This is a genomic window from Hydrogenophaga sp. BPS33 (assembly GCF_009859475.1).
In the GTDB taxonomy this organism is placed as follows: domain Bacteria; phylum Pseudomonadota; class Gammaproteobacteria; order Burkholderiales; family Burkholderiaceae_C; genus Hydrogenophaga.
On the sequence record NZ_CP044549.1, the window covers coordinates 4,688,887 to 4,706,340 of the forward strand.

The following is a 17,454-nucleotide window of genomic DNA, read 5'->3' on the forward strand; positions in this document are numbered from 1 at the left end:
CACGGGGTCGCGGCGCGATCGCGCCGAGCGCGAAGAAAATCGCGCGGGTCAGCGCAGGAAATGGGTACGGTAGTGCTCGAGCTCGTCGATCGACTCGTGCACGTCCGCCAGGGCGGTGTGCCGCTGGTGCTTCTTGAACGCGTCGTACACCTCGGGCCGCCAGCGCTTGGCCAGCTCCTTGAGCGTGCTCACGTCCAGGCAGCGGTAGTGGAAATAGGCCTCCAGCTTGGGCATGTACTTCACCAGGAAACGGCGGTCCTGGCTGATAGTGTTGCCGCACATGGGCGAACTGTTCTTGGGCACGTACCGGCCAATGAACGCCAACAACTCGGCCGTGGCCTGTTCTTCGTCCACCGTGCTGGCCTTGACCTTGTCGATCAGACCGCTCCTTCCATGCGTGCCCTTGTTCCAGGCGTCCATGGCGTTGAGCACGGCGTCGCTCTGGTGCAGCACGATCACCGGCCCTTCCACGCGCGGCGTGAGCTGCGGACCGGTGATGACCACTGCGATTTCCAGCAAGCGTTCTTTTTCGGGGTCCAGGCCGCTCATCTCGCAGTCGAGCCACACCAGGTTCTGGTCGCTCCTGGCCAGTGTAGGGATGTCGCTGGAGGGGGTTTCAACGGCCGCGCTGGCCGGGGGGGGAGAAGAAGTCATGGCGGGGATTTTCGCCGATCCGCCGCCAGACCCGTCGGCGCGCGATCCGGGCCCACTTCGATAGACTCGGCCCATGGACACCGCCTCGCTCTCTTTCACCGCCCTCTTCTGCGCCCTGCTGGTGCTCGGCCTGGTCGTGCGCACCGTGCTCGCCAGCCGCCAGATGCGCCACGTGGCGCGCCACCGCAGCGCCGTACCGGCCGCTTTCAGCGGCACCGTTTCGCTCCAGGCCCACCAGAAAGCCGCCGACTACACCATCACCAAGACCCGCTACGGCCTGCTCGAAGCCACTCTGGACGCCGCGCTTCTGCTGGGCTGGACCTTGCTGGGCGGGCTGGACTGGCTCAACCAGTCGCTGCTCTCGGCCATGGGGGGTGGCCTGGCACAGCAGCTCGCGCTGCTGGCCGCGTTCGTGCTGATCGGCGGTCTCCTCACCCTGCCACTGGGCTGGTACGCCACCTTCCGCATCGAGGAACGCTTTGGCTTCAACAAGATGACGCTCGGCCTCTGGCTGGGCGACCTCGTCAAAGGCGCGCTGGTCGGTGCGCTGATCGGCCTGCCCATCGCCGCGCTGGTGCTGTGGCTGATGGGCGCAGCCGGCCCGAACTGGTGGCTCTGGGCCTGGGGCGTGTGGATGGCCTTCAACGTGCTCGCGCTGGTGCTCTACCCCACCGTCATAGCGCCACTGTTCAACAAGTTCGAACCACTGTCGGACGAGACGCTCAAGGCGCGTGTGAACGCGCTCATGCAGCGCTGTGGCTTCGCGGCCAAGGGCCTGTTCGTGATGGACGGCAGCAAGCGCAGCGCGCACGCCAATGCCTACTTCACCGGCTTCGGCGCGGCCAAGCGCGTGGTGTTCTTCGACACCTTGCTCCAGCAGCTCAGCCCCGATGAAATCGACGCGGTGCTCGCGCACGAACTGGGCCACTACAAACGCCGACACATCCTCAAGCGCATCGTGCTCATGTTCGCGCTCAGCCTCGCCGGCTTCGCCCTGCTGGGCTGGGTCTCCAGCCAGGCCTGGTTCTACAGCGGCCTGGGCGTCACGCCGTCCATGGACACGCCCAACGACGCCCTGGCCTTGCTGCTGTTCATGATGGTCGTGCCCCTGCTCACCTACTTCCTCTCGCCGCTGATGGCCCAGCTCTCGCGCAAGCACGAGTTCGAAGCCGACGCCTATGCCGTCGCGCACACCAGCGGCAACGATCTCGCCGCGGCCTTGCTCAAGCTCTACAAGGACAACGCCAGCACGCTCACGCCCGATCCGCTCTACGCGCGTTTCTACTACTCCCACCCACCCGCCAGCGAACGCCTTTCCCGGTTGCAGGCGGCCTGAAGTGAACAAGAGCTCGATATGAACCCCATCCACCAAAACCGCCGCGCACTCTCCGCCACCGAAGTCGTGACCCAGCTCACCCAGCTCAACGGCGATGCCGCACAAGGCTGGAAGCTGATCGACGGCGCGCTGGAGAAAACCTACCACTTCGCCAACTTCCACGAGACCATGGCCTTTGTCAACGCGCTGGCGTGGATCGCCCACCGGGAAGACCACCACCCCGACCTGGCGGTGAGCTACAACCGCTGCACCGTGCGCTTCAACACGCACGACGTGAGCGGCATCTCGGTCAGCGACTTCCATTGCGCTGCCGCGGTGGACGCGTTGCAGAAGGCCTGATGGCCCAGCTTCAACCGGGACTGGTGGTGGCGGCCCACGGGCGCCACTGCCTCGTCGAAAGCCCCGACGGCGAACGCCGCATCTGCCACCCGCGCGGAAAGAAGAACGCCGTGGTCGTGGGCGACCAGGTGCAATGGCAGACCACGGGCGACGAAGGCAGCATCGAGCGCGTGCAGGAGCGGCGCAACCTGTTCTACCGACAGGACGAGATGCGCACCAAGTCGTTCGCCGCCAACCTCGACCAGGTGCTGGTGCTGGTGGCGGCCGACCCGGAGTTCTCCGAAAGCCAGCTCACGCGCGCGCTGATCGCAGCGCAGGCCGAACACATCGACGCCCTGATCGTGCTCAACAAGAGCGATCTGCAGCCGGCGTTCGATCGGGCCTGGGCCCGGCTCGAACCGTACCGCCGCATGGGCTTGTCCGTGCTTCCCTTGCGCCTGAAATCGGCCGACGGCAGCGAAGCCGGCCTGGGCGAACTGCAAGCACGCCTGTTGAACAAGCGCACGTTGGTGCTAGGCCCTTCCGGTGTGGGCAAGAGCACGCTGGTGAACCGGCTGGTGCCCGAGGCACGCGCCCAGACCGGTGAGATCTCGCGCGCGCTCAACTCGGGCAAGCACACGACCACCAGCACGACCTGGTACTGGGTCGATGACACGCGCCAGACCGCGCTGATCGACTCGCCAGGTTTCCAGGAATTCGGCCTGAACCACATCGAACCGATGCAACTGGCCCATCTCATGCCGGATCTGAATGCCACCCTGGGTGCGTGCCGCTTCTACAACTGCACTCACCTGCACGAGCCCGGCTGCGGCGTGGTGGCGCATGTACAAAGCGGCGACGCGGGCCAGGCCGGTGCGGATCCTCTGGCCATCAGCGCCAACCGCTACCGCTTGTACGGCGAACTGTTCGCGGAACTCTCGGACAAGCGAAAGTACTAGAGCCCTGCCAGCGTCAACAAAGCGAGCAGCAGCATCCACAGCACCACCGAGCGCCACACCAGCCCCACCACACTGCCCAGGTGGGCGAGTTGGGGCTCGGGACGGTCACCGGGGTCGTCGTCTTCCGGCACGGCGAGCGCGTCGGGCCGCGGCGCCAGGCGCACGTTCAAGGCACCCGAGGTGGCGGCCAGCACCACGCCGTCGCTGCCCGGCGCAAAGCGCTCGGCGTCGGCGCGCCAGCTCGCCAACGCTTCCTCGAAGTTGCCGACGACGGCAAACCCGAGCGCGGTGACGCGGGCGGGCACATGGTCGATCCAGCGCCAGGCCGTGGCGGCCGCGCGTTGCAACCCGGGGCTGGGCGTGCCATCGAGCCTTGCGCGCCAGTTGCGCGACAGGTACTCGGCCATGCGGTAGAACACCGCCCCCGCAGGCCCCAGGCCCACCACCCAGAACACCACGAAACACACCAGCACGCCGAACACATGGCGGTGCGCCGACAGCACCGAGTGCTCAATCACCTGGCGCAGCAGCTCGGTGCGTGGCAGGCTCGACGCATCCACACGCAGCCAGTTCGCCAGCTTCTCGCGCGCGAGCATGTCATTGCCCTCGTCCAGCGCATGGCGGATCTCGCTGAAATGGTGGCTGAACTGGCGAAACCCCAGGGTGACGTAGAGGATGCCCACCGTCCAGGCAAAGGCCAGCACCGAGCTGAACTGCCACAGGCCCCAGTACACGAGGCCGGCCACCACGGCGGGCACGCCCACGGCCAGGCACCAGGCCACCCAGCCGTGCGAGGCCTGACCCGCATCGAGATTGCGCCGCACCGTGCGCGCCCAACCGCGCAGGCCCGCGTGCACCGGGTTGTCGAACGCAAGTGGACGTGCTTGCTCCAGCAGCAACGCAAGAAGAATGGCAAAGAAACTCATGGCGCCATCATAGTGGCGTCCCCCACCCCGCCCCACAAGCCCACGGCACGGGAATATCCGCTACTCAGGCGCTGAGCAGGCGGTAGAAATTGCGCAGCATGCCCGCCGTGGCGCCCCAGATGAAACGCTCGCGGTCGCCGTCCAGGTACGGCATGGAATACCACTGGCGGACCACGCCTTCGAAGTCGTGCGCATGCCGGCGGTGGTGCAAGGGGTTCATGAGATACGCGAGTGGCACTTCGAACACATCGTCGACCTCGTCCGGGTTGGGCATCAATTCAAAACCGGGCTGCACCAGGCCCACCACCGGTGTGACCGTGAAAGACGTGCCTGTCACGTACACGGGCAGCGTGCCCAGCACCTCCACCCGCTCGGGCATCAGGCCGATTTCCTCGTGCGCTTCGCGCAAGGCCGCGGCGGTGGCATCGGCATCCTGCGGATCCAGCTTGCCACCGGGCAAGGCGATCTGCCCCGAGTGCGTGGACAGGTGCGTGGCGCGCTGGGTGAGGATCAGGGTGAGTTCGTCGCGCATGACCAGGGGCAACAACACCGCCGCTTCGGCGGGCTGGCGATCGGCGAACTTGGGCTCGCGGCGCAGTTCGGGCGTCCACACGGGTGGGCGGGCAAACAGTTCGCGCAAGCCCGCGGGCGTGAGGCGCTGTGCTTGCGCGGGCAGCAGCACTTCGTCATCGGTGTCCGCGACGATGGGCACCAGACGCGGGTCAAAGGCAGGGAGAAGCTGGGTCATGAGAGGATCCAAGCATAGCGACATGTGGGCCGCCTTGCCGTCTGCGGGTCGCAAGCCGGAAATGCCTGTCTCCAGACGCAAAAAAGCCGCTTCGGAGAGCGGCTTTTTTTGGGACCGGAGACGGACTCCGATGCGCTTTACGCGCCCAGCTTTTCCTTGATGCGGGCCGACTTGCCGCTGCGCTCGCGCAGGTAGTACAGCTTGGCACGGCGCACGGCACCACGGCGCTTGACTTCGATCTTGGCGATCAGCGGGCTGTACAGCGGGAAAGTGCGCTCGACGCCTTCACCGTTGGAGATCTTGCGCACGATGAAGCTGGAGTTCAGGCCACGGTTGCGGCGGGCAACCACCACACCTTCGTATGCCTGCACACGCTTGCGTGCACCTTCGATCACGTTGACGCTCACGATCACGGTGTCGCCAGGGGCGAACGGCGGGATGACTTTGCCGAGGCGAGCAATTTCTTCTTGCTCAAGGGTCTGGATGAGGTTCATGGTTTCCTGTTCGTCGATCGTGACCGCGCTGCACTAAAGGCTGCGAATCCGGCAAGGGCCCCGTCCATTCCCTTGCGGGTCTGCGGGCTGGCCCGGTCACAGCGGCCGGTCAGAGGATCGAAAAGCCTTGGATTATAGCAATCTCTGAGAGCGCAGAAAAGCCAGGTCGGCCTTGTCGAGCAAACCCTGCTCCCGGGCCAGGGCGAGCAGGTCCGGCCGCTGGCGCGCGGTGAGTTGCAGGCTCTGTTCGCGGCGGTGGCGGGCAATGCGCTCGTGATGTCCCCCCAGCAGGACCTCGGGCACCGGCTGGTCTTGCCAGACTTCGGGGCGGGTGAAGTGCGGGCTGTCCAACAGGCCGTCCAGCGCGGGATTGAAGCTGTCCTGCTGGTGGCTGCCCTGATCGCCGAGCACGCCGGGTTGCAGGCGCGCGACCGCATCGAGCAGGGCCATGGCCGCGATTTCGCCGCCCGAGAGCACGAAATCGCCCAGGCTGATCTGCAGGTCCACACACGTGTCGATGAAGCGCTGGTCGATGCCTTCGTAGCGACCACACACGAGCACCGCGCCTTGGCTGCGCGACCAAGACTCCACGCGACCGTGGTTCAGGGGGGCGCCAATGGGCGAGAACAACACGACCGGAGCACGCTCGGCATCGGGCTCGGCACGAGACGCACGAACCGCCTGCAAGCACTGCCACAGCGGCTCGGCCATCATGACCATGCCGGGGCCACCACCGAACGGTCGATCATCGACGCGGCGGTAGTTGCCTTCAGCGAAATCGCGCGGATTCCACAGGTGCACGTCCACCAGGCCAGCGTCGAAAGCACGGCGGTTGATGCCGTGCTGCAGAAATGGCGCGAAAAGTTCAGGAAACAGGGTGATGACGTCGAAGCGCATGGCGGTGTGGCCGGCGCGGGCGTCAGTAGTCTTTTTGCCAATCGGCGGTGATGCGCCGCTGGGCCTTGTCCACATCGTCGATGTATGCCGCCACGAAAGGGATCATGCGCTCAGCGACGCTCTCCGAGCCGTCCACCGTTTCGGTGTATTCGAGCACCAGCACCGAGGTAGGCCCCGTGGGCATCAGATCGCGGACCACACCCAGGTGCTCGCCTTCGCGGTTGACCACGTCCAGGCCGATCAGGTCGACCCAGTAGTACTCGCCTTCGGGCGTGGCCGGGAACGCGCTGCGCGGCAGGTAGAGACGCACACCTTTGAGCGCCTCGGCCGCATTGCGATCCGCCACGCCTTCCAACTGGGCCACGAGCCCATCGGCATGCGCCTTGACCTCAAGGACGTTCACGCCCACACAACCCGAAAACGCCGAAAAGCCGCGCGCGAAGCGGGCTTCGGGCGGCTGCAGGAACCATTGAGAGGAAGCAAACAGCGCCGACGTGTCGGCGCTGTGAGGCAGGATTCGAACCCAGCCCTTGATGCCCCACGCGTCCTGTATGCGCCCCAGCTCGACGGCATCGTCGGGCAGGGACGACGCCTGGAAGGCGCCGGACGCGGGCGTGCTCACCGGGGCAAGGACGGGATCAGGCCGCGGCCTTGGCGGCGTTTTGCTTGACCAGGCGGGCCACGGTGTCCGAAGGCTCAGCGCCCACACCGGTCCAGTAGGTCAGGCGGTCCACGGCGACGCGCAGGGGCTCTTCGCCACCGCGGGCCAGCGGGTTGTAGAAGCCGATGCGCTCGATGAAGCGGCCATCGCGGCGGTTGCGCTTGTCGGCAACGACGATGTTGTAGAAAGGACGGGCTTTGGAGCCGCCGCGGGAGAGTCGAATGACGACCATGATTTATCCTTCGGGTGGAGAGGTACCAACAGTGGTACTTCACGGGATCTTGCGATCCGCTTTTCTGCAGCGCTTGAGACACACGACTGACCACCCGGCCAGCGAAACGCCACGAAGCCCGCGATTATAGCCCGTTCGCCGGTTTCCCCCAGACGCCCCCTCTCCTGAGTTCGAAACACCCATGCCCCTGATACGCCCCAGCCGCGACGAAGACCTCGACGCGATCACCCGCATTTACGCCCACCATGTGCTGCACGGCACCGGCACCTTCGAAACCACGCCGCCCACGGCAGCCGAGATGGCGGCACGCCGCGCCGACGTGCTGGGCAAGGGCCTGCCCTGGCTGGTGGCCGAGGAACAAGGCCAGGTGCAGGGCTTCGCCTACGGCAACTGGTTCAAGCCGCGCCCGGCCTACCGCTTCTCGGTCGAGGATTCGATCTACCTCGACCCCAACGCACACCGCAAAGGCCTGGGCCGCGCGCTGCTGACGGAACTGCTGGCGGTGCTGGAGCGCGCCGGCACGCGCAAGGTGATGGCCGTCATCGGCGACTCGGCCAACGCGGGTTCGATCGGCGTGCACAAGGCCTTGGGCTTCGAGCCGGTGGGCGTGGTGCAGTCGTGCGGCTGGAAGTTCGACCGCTGGCTCGACATCGTGCTGATGCAGAAAACCCTGGGTGCTGGCGACACCACGCCACCGGTCGAGGGCGTCTGAGCATGGCCTACAGAAAAAACAAGACGCTGGCGGTCTGGCTGGCGCTCATCGGTGGCGTGCTCGGCCTGCACCGCTTCTACCTGCGCGGCCTGGGCGACTGGATCGGCTGGTTGCACCCGATTCCGGCCGCATTGGGCCTATGGGGCGTGGACCGCGTGCTGCTCTACGGACAGGACGACAAGCTCTCCTGGGTACTGATCCCGCTGCTGGGCTTCACGGTAGCGGCCAGTTGCCTGGCCGCTATCGTCTACGCGTTGACCGAGCGGGAGAAGTGGAATCTCAAGTTCAATCCCGAGCTGCCCGCCGACGCCGTGGCCGGCGGCACGAACTGGCTCACCATTGGCGCCCTCGTGTTCGCGTTGCTGCTGGGCACGGTGGCGCTCATGGGCAGCCTGGCCTTTACCTTTCAGCGCTACTTCGAATACCAGGTCGAGGAAGGCCGCAAGATCAGCCAGTGAAGCTGGGCCCTAATTGAGCCAGGCCATGAGCAGCATGGTCAGGCTCAAGGTGAACAGCGCCAGCACGGTCGACAGGCCCATGCTCGCAATGGTGACTTCCTGCGCCACGTCGTAACGTTGAGCGAACAGAAACACGTTCGCGCCTGCAGGCAGGGCCGCGGCGACCACGAGCACGGTGAGCGGCATGCCGGTGATGCCGAGCGCCCAGGCGCTCAGGCCCACCAACACGGGCAGCACCAGGTTCTTGGCCACGCACACCCACAGCGCCTCGCGCAGATGGCCTGCCATGGACGTGCGCGCGAGCGTGACGCCCACCAGCACCAACGCAATCGGCGCGAAGGCGCTGGCCAGCAACTGCAGCGGCCGGTCGATCACGGCAGGCAATGCCAGGCCGGTCTGCGCGAACAGCAGGCCGCAGAGAATAGGCAATGGAATGGGATGGATGAGCGCACCCTTGATGGCAGACCATGCCGTGGCCAGCACGTGGGGCGCGCGCGCGCCACCTTCACGGGCCTCTCGCGCCACCGCGAGTTCGAGCGTGATCGAACCGATCGTGAGCAGGATCAGCGCGTGCACCGATACCAAGGTGAGCAGGGTGACTTGCGCCTCCTTGCCATAGGCGAGTTCGATCAGCGCGATGCCGATCATCACCATGTTGGAGAAGGTGCTCGCCAACCCCAGCACCACGCTGCGGCGGTTGAACCCGCGCCATGCGATCGACGCACCCAGCAGCGTGAGGGCCGCCAGGAAATAGGCCAGCACCGGCCGCCAGTCCAGCGTTTCGAAGTGCACCGAGGCCATGGTGCGGAACATCAGCGCCGGAATCAACAGCAGGAACACCAGGTTGGACAGGTCGCGCACCGAAGATTCGCGGATCCATTGGCGCCGCCCGGCCAGGAAGCCCAGCGCGATCAGCAGGAATACCGGTGTGAGAGAGGCGACGACGGGATGGCTGGCGATGTTCACCCGGCGATGGTACTCATTCGACCCCGATGGCCTCGGTGATGCGGTAGTACAGACCGTAGGGGTCGTTCTGCAGCACGTGGAAAGTGCCCTCCACCACCACCGCTTCCAGCCGGTATTTCACGGGCTTGCGAGTGCGCACCTCAACCATGCTCTCAGGCCCGCCCGGCGTGCAGAAACTGCAGGTCAGGGGCACGGATGCGAGAAGAAAGTGGCGCTGCGTTTCTCCCGGTCCCAGCGGCATCATGAAACCTTGCAGGCGCAGCTTCTTCTGGTTCAACGCTGCCACTGGCGCGGGATAGACCGGCACGATGCGCTTGTTCACCACCTGGGTGGTGATGTCGGTGAGGGTCGACCAGGCCACCACGTCGTTGCGCCTGGGCAGCGGCGCAAAGGGGCTGAGCGGGCTGTGCACGCCTGCGCCCTGACCTGCGTGCGGCAGGCCCGGGGCCTGCGGGGACGGCGCGCCCGTGCCACTGCCCGATGGCACCGGCGAACTCAGCACCTGGGCGTGGGCGCCGCCAAGCAGCAAGCTGCTCATGACCACGAAAGCGGCGAGAGGCGAGGCGCGACAGGGAAGGAGCACGTGCTTCATCGGCGTGGACTTCGAGGCGTGCGCATCAATGCGCATGGCGCATGCCGCAGTACTTGCCCAGCGCCAGACCCTTGCAGGCGACCGAGAGTTCCGCCATGCACACCTTCTCGCCCTTGCCCGCTTCCAGGCACTTGGCCGCGCCTTCGTGGGCGGCCGCCATGGCGCGGTGGCGCGCGATGTCTTCCTGGGTTTCCTTGTCGGAATGCTGGGCCAGCGCGCCGGTCGACAGCAATGCGGCAGCGAACAGCAGGGAGGACGGGATTTTCTTCATGGCAATGCCCTTGAGTTGAGAAGTTGAGAAACATCGACGCGGTAGGCGTGAAGGGCCGGCAACAACGCCGCCACCACCGCCACCCCGAGGGCCAGGACGGGCACCCAGGCTTCACCCGGCACCCACTGCCAGCCCGTGATGGCCAGCGACTGCCGGGCCATCAGCATGTCGCCTGCCACCGCAGTGAGTGCGTGCGCGGCCAGCAGGCCGATCGCGCAGGCCAGCACGGCCAGCCAGAGTGCTTCGCACAAGAGCACGGCGGCGATGCGCGAAGGCGGCGCGCCCAGCATGCGCAGCATGGCCAGGTCGGCGCGGCGCTCGCGCACCGCGCTCCACAGCGCGATGAAGACCGACAGCCCGGCCACCACCAGCAGCACCGCCGCCAGGGCGCGCAGCACCTGCGTGCCCACGCCCACCATGCTCAGGAGGCGGGTGATTTCCAGCGCCGGCGCGGCCGCCTGCAGCGGTGTGGTCTCGTTGATGGAGCGCGGGAAGCTCACCGCGGCCAAGGGCGTGCGGTAGCGGATCAAGGCCAATGTGATTTCGCGTTCGGCGGCCAGCGCTTCGTTCAATTCCGCGCGCTCGGCAGCGTCCATGCCGTCGCCCGCGTGCATGTCGTCGTGCACCTGCCAGACCGACTCGGTGGCGGTGAGCACGAGCCGGTCGAGCACGCAGGCGCAGGGCTTGAGCACACCGCTGACGGCATACGGCGTCTCGCCGTGCGATGCGCCACCTGCCCCCAGCCCGTGCGCGCCTTCGAACGCCTGGCCGATCCGCAAGCCCGTGCGCTCGGCCACTTGCGCGCCCAGCACCGCCTGCATGGGCCCGCTCCAGAGCTGGCCGCCGGCCAGTTGCGCGCCGTAGTGCGCGGGGTAGTCGTGCGTGGTGCCGACGATGCGAAAGCCATCCAGGTTGTCGCCCAGGCTGAGCGGGATCAGCTGCGCCACCTGCGGGTGCCGCGCCAGCGCATTCGCTTCGGACAGGGGCATGTTGCCGGGTGGCACGTCCAGGTGGAACACACCGGCGAGGATGAGCTGCATGGGGCTGCCCTTGGCGCCGACCACGGCGTCGATGCCAGCCAGATCGCGCTCGAACGCGCGGTCGACCTGGTCGCGCGCGATCAGCACGAAGGCCAGCGACGCCAGCCCGAGCGCGAGCAACACCAGGTTGAGCACCGTGGCCAAGGGCCGCGACCACAGGTAGCGCCACGACAACCCCAACACATTCATGCAGCCACCCGGGCGTCCAAGGCCAACACCTGTGCGCGCGGCAGGGCTTGCGCCACGCGAGCGTCGTGCGTGGCGATCACCAGCGTGGCGTCCAGCGTGGACGCACTGTTCTGCAGCAAGGTCAAGGCCGCGGCACACGCGCCGTCGTCCAGACTGGCGGTGGGCTCGTCCACCAGGAACACGCGCGGGTTCAACAACATGGCGCGCGCCAGCGCCACGCGCTGTGCCTGCCCCCCCGAAAGCTGCGATGGACGGCGCGATGCGAGCGCGCCACCCACCTGGAGGGCGTCGAGCGTGCGCGCGATGGCCGCGTGGTCCACCGGCAGACCGGCCGCGAAGTACACCAGCGCCAGGTTGTCGGCCACGCTGAGCGCTTCGCTCAAGTGCAGCTTCTGCGGCAGAAAGCCGATGTGGCGCGCACGCCAGCCGTCGCGCGCGGCCGGTCCCAGGGCCGCCAACGATTGGCCCGCGACGGTGATTTCGCCCGCGCTGGGGGCCACCAGACCCGCCGCCAGCGCCAGCCAGGTGGACTTGCCGCTGCCCGAGGGGCCGCGCAACAGCAGGCGGCCGCCTTGCGCCACCGACACATCGCGCAAGTGCAAGGGCTCGCTGCCCGGATAGGCGTATGCAAGACCACGGGCTTCGATCACGCCGCCGCCTCGGTGCAGTCCGCGCAGGTGCCGTGCACCGCGACGTCCACCCGTTCGCTGCGGTGACCCAGCTGCGCCGCCAGGCGTTGCAGGTCGCGCGCCAGCGCGCGCAATGGCTCGCCCGCCCCCGGGAGTTCGAACTGGCGGTGGCAGGCATCGCATTCGAATGGCAGCAGGCCTGCCGCCTTGGCCGCGCGGCTGCCCACGCCTTGCTCGGGCGCCAGGCTGAAGCGCCAGGTGCGCTCCTCGTCGTCCGTCTGGCGCTGCAGCACACCGCAGACGGCAAGCCGGTCCAGCAGGCGGTAGAGCGTGACGCGGTTGATGTCCAGCCCGCGCGCGGTGAGCGCGTTCATCGCCTGCGCATGGGTCAGCCCGCCCGGGGGTTGTGCCAGGAACAGGCCGAGCACCGCGCGCGTGGCCAGAGTGCGGCGCAATCCCGCAGCTTCCAGGCGGGTCTGGATGTAGGACGGCACGGTCGCGGCGTCCTGGATGGAACGGGTCGGCATGGCGAATTCCTTATTGCAACATTGTTGCGTTAATATGCGCACTATCGCAATTCAGTTGCAATATCTTAAAGCCAAGTGCCCGTGCCGTCACCCAACCTGCCTTCCCAGCCCCGAGCGGCCATGGTCCTGCACGACCTCACGCTGGGCTACGAGCGGCACCCCGCCGTACACCACCTGTCCATGGCCATCGCGGACGGTGCCCTGCTGGCCGTGGTGGGCCCCAACGGCGCGGGCAAATCGACGCTGATCAAGGCCTTGGCGGGCCGGCTCAAACCCATTGGCGGCTGGATCGATGGCCTTTGCCAGCGGCGCGTGGCCTGGCTGCCGCAGCAGTCGGCCATCGACCGCAGCTTTCCGATTTCGGTCCGCGACATGGTGCTGCTCGGTCTGTGGCACGAGGTCGGTGCGCTCGGCCGCCCCACCGCCGCGCACCGGCAGGCGTGCCACGATGCCCTGGCAGACGTGGGCCTGCTCGGCTTCGAACGACGCGGCATCGACACGCTGTCGGGCGGGCAATTCCAGCGCGCGCTGTTCGCTCGCCTCATCGTGCAGGACGCGCCGGTGGTCTTGCTGGACGAGCCCTTCGCCGCCATCGACACGCGCACCACCGACGATCTGCTGGGCCTGCTGCACCGCTGGCACGCCCAGGGCCGCACCGTGGTCGCGGTGCTGCACGACCTGGCCCAGGTGCGTGCCCATTTCCCGCAAACCCTGCTGCTGGCGCGCGAGCCCGTGGCGTTCGGCGCCACCGCCGACGTGCTCACACCGGCGCACTGGCAACGCGCGCTGCGCCTTCAGGAGCCGTTCGACGAAGGCGCTCCCGCCTGTGAGGCAACGGCGCGTGGCACGGCGGTGGAGGCCTGCGCATGAACATCCCCTTCGGCAGCCTGTGGCTCGCACCCTTCCTGGAATTCGGCTTCATGCAACGCGCCCTGCTCGGCTGTGTGGCACTCTCCCTGAGCGCCGCGCCGGTGGGCGTGTTCCTGATGCTGCGGCGCATGAGCCTCGTGGGCGATGCAATGGCCCACGCCATCCTGCCCGGCGCGGCCATCGGCTACCTCGTGGCCGGACTGTCGCTGGGCGCCATGACGGTCGGCGGCATTGCCGCGGGCCTGGCGGTGGGGCTGGGTTCGGGCTGGGTGTCACGCCACACGGTGCTGCGCGAAGACAGCAGCCTCGCCGCCTTCTACCTGCTCTCGCTTGCCCTGGGTGTGCTCATCGTCTCCACCCGGGGCAACAGCGTGGACCTGCTGCACGTGCTGTTCGGCACCGTGCTCGCGCTGGACGATGCCGCGCTGCAATTGCTGGGGTCCATCGCGGCGATCACCCTGGTCTCGCTGGTGGTGTTGCGGCGGCCGCTGGTGCTCGAATGCCTGGACCCGGACTTCCTTCGCGGCAGGAGCCGCTGGAGCGCGGTCGCGCACCACGGCTTCGTGGCCCTGATGGTCATCAACCTGGTGGCCGGCTTTCATGCGCTGGGCACGCTGATGGCCGTGGGCCTGATGGTGTTGCCGGCCGCGACCGCCCGTTTCTGGGTGCGCCGACTCGGCTCCCTGCTCATCGCCTCCGTGTGCCTGGCCCTCGTGGCGAGCGTGGTCGGCCTGCTCGTGTCGTACCACGCCGACTGGCCCACCAGCCCGGTGATCGTGCTGAGCCTCGGTGCGATGTATGCCTTCTCGCTGGTGTGCGCGCCCCACGGCCTGCTGCGCCACCGGCGCTCTTCGTTTTCCCACCTCCAAGCCTGAACCGAAAGCCTTTCATGAAACTGCAGCAGACCTTCGTCCCTACGCGCCGCCAAGCCATCGTCGCGGCGTCCTTCGCTCTTGCGCTGGGCACGGTCGCAACGCCGCTCCAGGCACAAACCCCAACACCCGTGCAGGCCGTCGCCAGCTTCAGCATCCTGGGCGATCTGGTGCGCCAGGTCGGCGGTGACCGCGTGAAGGTCGAGGTGCTCGTGGGCCCGGGAAGCGATGCCCATGTGTTTCAGCCCACGCCCGCACACGCCCGTGCCGTGGCCCAAGCCCGGATCGTGTTCGCCAACGGCCTGGGCTTCGAAGGCTGGATGGCGCGATTGCTCAAGACCTCGGGCAGCAAGGCACAGACCGTGGTGGTCAGCAAAGGCGTGAAGCCGATCCAGGAAGACGGGCACGGCCACGGCCACAAGAAGGACCATGCGCACGACCACGGCCACACCGATCCACACGCCTGGCAAAGCGCGGGCAACGTGAAGCTGTACGTGAAGAACATCGCGCAAGGCCTGTGCCGGGCCGACGTGGCCGGTTGCGAGGTGTACGACCGCAACGCGAAGGCCTACACCGCGCAGCTCGACGCGCTGGATGCCGAGATCCGCGCGGGCTGGGCATCCATTCCCGCCGCGCAGCGCAAGGTGATCACCTCGCACGATGCCTTCGGCTACTACGCCCGCGACCACGGCGTGAGGTTCCTCGCGCCACAAGGCGTGAGCACCGACAGCGAGGCCTCGGCCCAGGGCGTGGCGCGGCTGGTGCGCCAGATCCGCCAGGAACAGATCCGGGCGCTCTTCGTGGAGAACATCGCCGACCCCCGGCTGATCGAGCAGATCGCGCGCGAAGCCGGCGTAAAGCCCGCCGGCGCGCTGTTCTCGGACTCGCTCTCCGCCCCGGGCGGCGAGGCGCCCACCTACATCGACATGATGCGTTTCAACACCCGAGCGCTCACAACCGCGGTGCGAGGCGGGTAAGACCATGAACAAGTTGCTCTCTTCTCGCGGCGCACGCCGCCCCCTGCCGCTCGCCTTGGCCATGACAGGCGCCATGTCCTGCGGTGCCGGCCTCGCGCAAACCGACACCAGTGGTCCGGCTGACGCCACCATCACGCTCAAGGAAGTGCAAGTCAGCGCAGGGCAAAGCCCGGTGGATCTGCAGGGCAAACGCCTTGCCGTCATCGACGACAGCGTCGGGCTGCCGTCCGCCGTTACGGTCATCACGCGGGACGACATCGACACCCTCAACGTGGGCCGCGACATCTCCAACGTCTTTCGCCGCGTGCCCGGCGTGGTGGCCAACAACATCGACCAGGGCGACACCGGCAACGGCTTTCGCATGCGCGGCTTCGCCACGCAGGGTACGCACGGCGCGGACACCGCGGTCTATGTGGACGGCGTGCCGCAGAACATCCCGTCGAGCCAGGCCGGCGCAGGACACGGTCCAGCCTTCCTCGAATGGCTCACGCCCGACATGATCGGACGCATCGACGTCATCAAAGGTCCCATCTCCGCCCTCTTTGGCGACCAGAACCGCGCGGGCGCCGTTCATATCGCGACGCCCAGCGGACCCATACCGTCCAGCGTAGGGCTGTCGCTCGAAAGCTTCGGTGGTCGTCGGGCATCGCTCGTGTTGTCGAACACCTTCAGCGACGACATCCAGTCGCTCCTCATCGCGGACCGCTACCGCAGCGACAGCTACCGGCGCGACGGCGAGCAGTCGCGCGACAACCTCTTCTGGAAGCTCTCCACCCGCGCGGGCGAGGGCCGCTACAGCCTGCGCCTGAACCACTACAAGGCCCACGCCCAGGCGGCTGGCTACCTGCTGCTGCCCGATCTGCAACGGGGCGTGGTGGATCCGCGGTCCACCCAGTTCAACGTGCCGGGCTTTGGCAGCGGCGAGCGCACGGGGTTTGTCTTCCACCGAACACCAGCCATCGGCGAAGCCGGCTGGTCGGCCTCCGTGTATGCGGAACGCTTCGAACGCGTGCGTGGCATCACGAACAGCGCCGTCCAGCACACGGTGGGTTCGGACGACCGCCACTTCTTCGGTGGCCGGTTTTCGCAGAACACCGTCATCAGCGACAAGGCCTCGCTCACGCTGGGTGGGGAGTTGCGCCGCGACCAGGGCGATGCCGACCGGCGCATCTGGAACACCGGACAACCCACCGCCAACTACGTCAACAGCCACCATCTCGACCTCGTGACCACGGGCTTGTTCGCACAGGGGCAGTACAAACTGACGCCCGGCGTCAAGCTGCTGGGCGGCGTGCGGCGCGACTGGTTCGATCACGACATCGAGAACCGCAAACTGCCCGGCGCCTCCACCACCTACAAGGCGGCGGTCACCACGCCGAAGCTGGGCGCCGTGTGGAGCGCCGCGCCCACGCTCGATCTGTTTGCCAACGTGGCCGAAGGCTTGCGTTCCCCGGCCGCCGAACAGATCAGCAGCAGCGGTCCCATCGGCCCGCTCGGCGCGGCAGGCGGCACGGTCTACGGCGTGCAGCCCTCCAAGGTGCGATCGCACGACCTTGGCTTTACCGCCACACCCGCGCGGGACTGGACCGTCTCGGGCGTCGCCTACCGCACGCTCAACGAGGACGAGATCGTGGCCCAGGCCGATGGGTCCTTCCGCTCGGTGGGCAACACCGCGCGCAAGGGCTTCGAGCTGGAGACGAGGCTGCGCCTCGGTTCGAGCTGGTCGGTCTACGGCAGCTACGGCCGCATCCTCAAAGCGCGCATCGTCAATCCGTTGCCCAACACCGGCGCGCGGCTCTCGGTGCCCGAGCACCAGCTCAAGCTCGGTGCCGAATACCGGCAGCGCCTGGGCGCTGGACGGCTCACGCTCAACGCCGACGCCTACGTGACCTCGAAGAACCCCTACTACGTCGGCACACCACAGATCCAGCTGCGCGCGATGCCCACTTACGTGCGCTACGACCTCAAGGCCACGTATGACATGGAGAAGCTCCAGCTCTCGGTCTTCGCGATCTTCCAGCCGCACCGCTTCGCCTCGGACATCGCGTATGGCAGCGCCGCCGGTTTGCTGCTGTCGCCACAGCCCCGCACGCAGATCGGCGCATCGGTGCGCTATTTCTTCTAGA

At 67.3% G+C, this 17,454-nt stretch carries 22 protein-coding genes; 9 read left to right on the plus strand and 13 right to left on the minus strand.

Annotation, left to right across the window (positions count from 1 at the left end; all coding sequences use genetic code 11):
- Positions 1–48: 48 nt before the first annotated feature.
- Positions 49–654, minus strand: coding sequence for an oligoribonuclease (gene orn / locus F9K07_RS21530; RefSeq protein ID WP_159595362.1), 606 nt, complete (start codon positions 652–654; stop codon positions 49–51).
- A 73-nt stretch (positions 655–727) separates the two neighbouring features.
- On the opposite strand from orn, the gene F9K07_RS21535 reads away from it, so the two are divergent.
- From F9K07_RS21535 to rsgA, 3 genes are read left to right on the plus strand one after another with little or no spacing between them, the layout of a single operon-like run.
- On the plus strand, positions 728–1,990 hold the full coding sequence (locus F9K07_RS21535) for a M48 family metallopeptidase (protein ID WP_159595363.1): 1,263 nt from the start codon (positions 728–730) through the stop codon (positions 1,988–1,990).
- Between the two features lie 18 nt (positions 1,991–2,008).
- The gene (locus F9K07_RS21540; protein WP_159595364.1) at positions 2,009–2,329 is read left to right on the plus strand and encodes a 4a-hydroxytetrahydrobiopterin dehydratase; all 321 of its coding nucleotides are present in this window, start codon (positions 2,009–2,011) and stop codon (positions 2,327–2,329) included.
- Complete coding sequence (gene rsgA / locus F9K07_RS21545) at positions 2,329–3,267, plus strand: ribosome small subunit-dependent GTPase A (RefSeq protein ID WP_159595365.1); 939 nt, start codon at positions 2,329–2,331, stop codon at positions 3,265–3,267. The genes F9K07_RS21540 and rsgA overlap by 1 nt, the downstream gene beginning before the upstream one ends.
- Here the strand turns inward: rsgA and F9K07_RS21550 are convergent.
- The 6 genes from F9K07_RS21550 to rpsP all read right to left on the minus strand — a co-directional run bounded on the left by F9K07_RS21550 (position 3,264) and on the right by rpsP (position 7,225).
- Positions 3,264–4,193 (minus strand): CobD/CbiB family protein, encoded by a 930-nt coding sequence (locus tag F9K07_RS21550; RefSeq protein ID WP_159595366.1) that lies wholly within the window; start codon positions 4,191–4,193, stop codon positions 3,264–3,266. The genes rsgA and F9K07_RS21550 overlap by 4 nt on opposite strands.
- Before the next feature lie 64 nt (positions 4,194–4,257).
- Complete coding sequence (locus F9K07_RS21555; RefSeq protein WP_159595367.1) at positions 4,258–4,941, minus strand: CoA pyrophosphatase; 684 nt, start codon at positions 4,939–4,941, stop codon at positions 4,258–4,260.
- Between the two features lie 137 nt (positions 4,942–5,078).
- Positions 5,079–5,435 carry a 50S ribosomal protein L19 gene (gene rplS / locus F9K07_RS21560; protein ID WP_159595368.1) on the minus strand — a complete coding sequence of 119 codons (357 nt, stop codon included), beginning with the start codon at positions 5,433–5,435 and terminating at the stop codon, positions 5,079–5,081.
- 132 nt (positions 5,436–5,567) lie between these two features.
- On the minus strand, positions 5,568–6,332 hold the full coding sequence (gene trmD / locus F9K07_RS21565) for a tRNA (guanosine(37)-N1)-methyltransferase TrmD (protein WP_159595369.1): 765 nt from the start codon (positions 6,330–6,332) through the stop codon (positions 5,568–5,570).
- Positions 6,333–6,354: 22 nt separating this feature from the next.
- On the minus strand, positions 6,355–6,954 hold the full coding sequence (rimM, locus tag F9K07_RS21570; RefSeq protein ID WP_159595370.1) for a ribosome maturation factor RimM: 600 nt from the start codon (positions 6,952–6,954) through the stop codon (positions 6,355–6,357).
- Between the two features lie 16 nt (positions 6,955–6,970).
- Positions 6,971–7,225, minus strand: coding sequence for a 30S ribosomal protein S16 (rpsP, locus tag F9K07_RS21575; RefSeq protein ID WP_159595371.1), 255 nt, complete (start codon positions 7,223–7,225; stop codon positions 6,971–6,973).
- A gap of 181 nt (positions 7,226–7,406) precedes the next feature.
- Between rpsP and F9K07_RS21580 the strand changes: the two genes are divergently transcribed.
- On the plus strand, positions 7,407–7,937 hold the full coding sequence (locus F9K07_RS21580) for a GNAT family N-acetyltransferase (RefSeq protein WP_159595372.1): 531 nt from the start codon (positions 7,407–7,409) through the stop codon (positions 7,935–7,937).
- Positions 7,938–7,939: 2 nt separating this feature from the next.
- Positions 7,940–8,395, plus strand: coding sequence for a hypothetical protein (locus tag F9K07_RS21585; RefSeq protein ID WP_159595373.1), 456 nt, complete (start codon positions 7,940–7,942; stop codon positions 8,393–8,395).
- 9 nt (positions 8,396–8,404) lie between these two features.
- Here F9K07_RS21585 and F9K07_RS21590 read toward each other — a convergent pair whose 3' ends face one another.
- The 6 genes from F9K07_RS21590 to F9K07_RS21615 all read right to left on the minus strand — a co-directional run bounded on the left by F9K07_RS21590 (position 8,405) and on the right by F9K07_RS21615 (position 12,609).
- Positions 8,405–9,361, minus strand: coding sequence for an AEC family transporter (locus tag F9K07_RS21590; protein WP_159595374.1), 957 nt, complete (start codon positions 9,359–9,361; stop codon positions 8,405–8,407).
- A 13-nt stretch (positions 9,362–9,374) separates the two neighbouring features.
- The gene (locus tag F9K07_RS21595) at positions 9,375–9,899 is read right to left on the minus strand and encodes a DUF3299 domain-containing protein (RefSeq protein WP_236581423.1); all 525 of its coding nucleotides are present in this window, start codon (positions 9,897–9,899) and stop codon (positions 9,375–9,377) included.
- Positions 9,900–9,978: 79 nt separating this feature from the next.
- Positions 9,979–10,224: a hypothetical protein gene (locus F9K07_RS21600; protein ID WP_159595375.1), complete on the minus strand. Its 246-nt coding sequence runs from the start codon at positions 10,222–10,224 to the stop codon at positions 9,979–9,981.
- Positions 10,221–11,453: an ABC transporter permease gene (locus tag F9K07_RS21605; RefSeq protein WP_159595376.1), complete on the minus strand. Its 1,233-nt coding sequence runs from the start codon at positions 11,451–11,453 to the stop codon at positions 10,221–10,223. The genes F9K07_RS21600 and F9K07_RS21605 overlap by 4 nt, the downstream gene beginning before the upstream one ends.
- The gene (locus tag F9K07_RS21610) at positions 11,450–12,103 is read right to left on the minus strand and encodes an ABC transporter ATP-binding protein (protein WP_159595377.1); all 654 of its coding nucleotides are present in this window, start codon (positions 12,101–12,103) and stop codon (positions 11,450–11,452) included. Before F9K07_RS21610 ends, F9K07_RS21605 begins: the two co-directional genes overlap by 4 nt.
- Positions 12,100–12,609, minus strand: a complete 510-nt coding sequence (locus F9K07_RS21615; RefSeq protein ID WP_159595378.1) for a Fur family transcriptional regulator — start codon at positions 12,607–12,609, stop codon at positions 12,100–12,102. Before F9K07_RS21615 ends, F9K07_RS21610 begins: the two co-directional genes overlap by 4 nt.
- 120 nt (positions 12,610–12,729) lie before the next feature.
- Between F9K07_RS21615 and aztA the strand changes: the two genes are divergently transcribed.
- The 4 genes from aztA to F9K07_RS21635 are packed head-to-tail and all read left to right on the plus strand — an operon-like array spanning position 12,730 to position 17,453.
- Positions 12,730–13,479 (plus strand): zinc ABC transporter ATP-binding protein AztA, encoded by a 750-nt coding sequence (gene aztA / locus F9K07_RS21620; protein ID WP_159595379.1) that lies wholly within the window; start codon positions 12,730–12,732, stop codon positions 13,477–13,479.
- Positions 13,476–14,354, plus strand: coding sequence for a metal ABC transporter permease (locus tag F9K07_RS21625; protein WP_159595380.1), 879 nt, complete (start codon positions 13,476–13,478; stop codon positions 14,352–14,354). The genes aztA and F9K07_RS21625 overlap by 4 nt, the downstream gene beginning before the upstream one ends.
- Positions 14,355–14,368: 14 nt before the next feature.
- Positions 14,369–15,328, plus strand: a complete 960-nt coding sequence (locus F9K07_RS21630; RefSeq protein WP_159595381.1) for a metal ABC transporter substrate-binding protein — start codon at positions 14,369–14,371, stop codon at positions 15,326–15,328.
- A gap of 4 nt (positions 15,329–15,332) precedes the next feature.
- A complete protein-coding gene (locus F9K07_RS21635; RefSeq protein ID WP_159595382.1) occupies positions 15,333–17,453 on the plus strand; it encodes a TonB-dependent receptor in 2,121 nt (706 codons plus the stop codon).
- Position 17,454 lies beyond the last annotated feature (1 nt).

What these genes read in the sequence shown, in the direction of transcription:
- orn (WP_159595362.1), bottom strand. Translation starts at nt 654, where the DNA reads ATGACTTCTTCTCCCCCCCCGGCCAGCGCGGCCGTTGAAACCCCCTCC.
- F9K07_RS21555 (WP_159595367.1), bottom strand. Translation starts at nt 4,941, where the DNA reads ATGACCCAGCTTCTCCCTGCCTTTGACCCGCGTCTGGTGCCCATCGTC.
- F9K07_RS21600 (WP_159595375.1), bottom strand. Translation starts at nt 10,224, where the DNA reads ATGAAGAAAATCCCGTCCTCCCTGCTGTTCGCTGCCGCATTGCTGTCG.
- F9K07_RS21635 (WP_159595382.1), top strand. Translation starts at nt 15,333, where the DNA reads ATGAACAAGTTGCTCTCTTCTCGCGGCGCACGCCGCCCCCTGCCGCTC.
- F9K07_RS21625 (WP_159595380.1), top strand. Translation starts at nt 13,476, where the DNA reads ATGAACATCCCCTTCGGCAGCCTGTGGCTCGCACCCTTCCTGGAATTC.
- F9K07_RS21580 (WP_159595372.1), top strand. Translation starts at nt 7,407, where the DNA reads ATGCCCCTGATACGCCCCAGCCGCGACGAAGACCTCGACGCGATCACC.
- rplS (WP_159595368.1), bottom strand. Translation starts at nt 5,435, where the DNA reads ATGAACCTCATCCAGACCCTTGAGCAAGAAGAAATTGCTCGCCTCGGC.
- F9K07_RS21535 (WP_159595363.1), top strand. Translation starts at nt 728, where the DNA reads ATGGACACCGCCTCGCTCTCTTTCACCGCCCTCTTCTGCGCCCTGCTG.
- F9K07_RS21595 (WP_236581423.1), bottom strand. Translation starts at nt 9,899, where the DNA reads ATGAGCAGCTTGCTGCTTGGCGGCGCCCACGCCCAGGTGCTGAGTTCG.
- F9K07_RS21585 (WP_159595373.1), top strand. Translation starts at nt 7,940, where the DNA reads ATGGCCTACAGAAAAAACAAGACGCTGGCGGTCTGGCTGGCGCTCATC.
- F9K07_RS21605 (WP_159595376.1), bottom strand. Translation starts at nt 11,453, where the DNA reads ATGAATGTGTTGGGGTTGTCGTGGCGCTACCTGTGGTCGCGGCCCTTG.
- aztA (WP_159595379.1), top strand. Translation starts at nt 12,730, where the DNA reads ATGGTCCTGCACGACCTCACGCTGGGCTACGAGCGGCACCCCGCCGTA.
- trmD (WP_159595369.1), bottom strand. Translation starts at nt 6,332, where the DNA reads ATGCGCTTCGACGTCATCACCCTGTTTCCTGAACTTTTCGCGCCATTT.
- F9K07_RS21630 (WP_159595381.1), top strand. Translation starts at nt 14,369, where the DNA reads ATGAAACTGCAGCAGACCTTCGTCCCTACGCGCCGCCAAGCCATCGTC.
- F9K07_RS21550 (WP_159595366.1), bottom strand. Translation starts at nt 4,193, where the DNA reads ATGAGTTTCTTTGCCATTCTTCTTGCGTTGCTGCTGGAGCAAGCACGT.
- rsgA (WP_159595365.1), top strand. Translation starts at nt 2,329, where the DNA reads ATGGCCCAGCTTCAACCGGGACTGGTGGTGGCGGCCCACGGGCGCCAC.
- F9K07_RS21540 (WP_159595364.1), top strand. Translation starts at nt 2,009, where the DNA reads ATGAACCCCATCCACCAAAACCGCCGCGCACTCTCCGCCACCGAAGTC.
- F9K07_RS21615 (WP_159595378.1), bottom strand. Translation starts at nt 12,609, where the DNA reads ATGCCGACCCGTTCCATCCAGGACGCCGCGACCGTGCCGTCCTACATC.
- rpsP (WP_159595371.1), bottom strand. Translation starts at nt 7,225, where the DNA reads ATGGTCGTCATTCGACTCTCCCGCGGCGGCTCCAAAGCCCGTCCTTTC.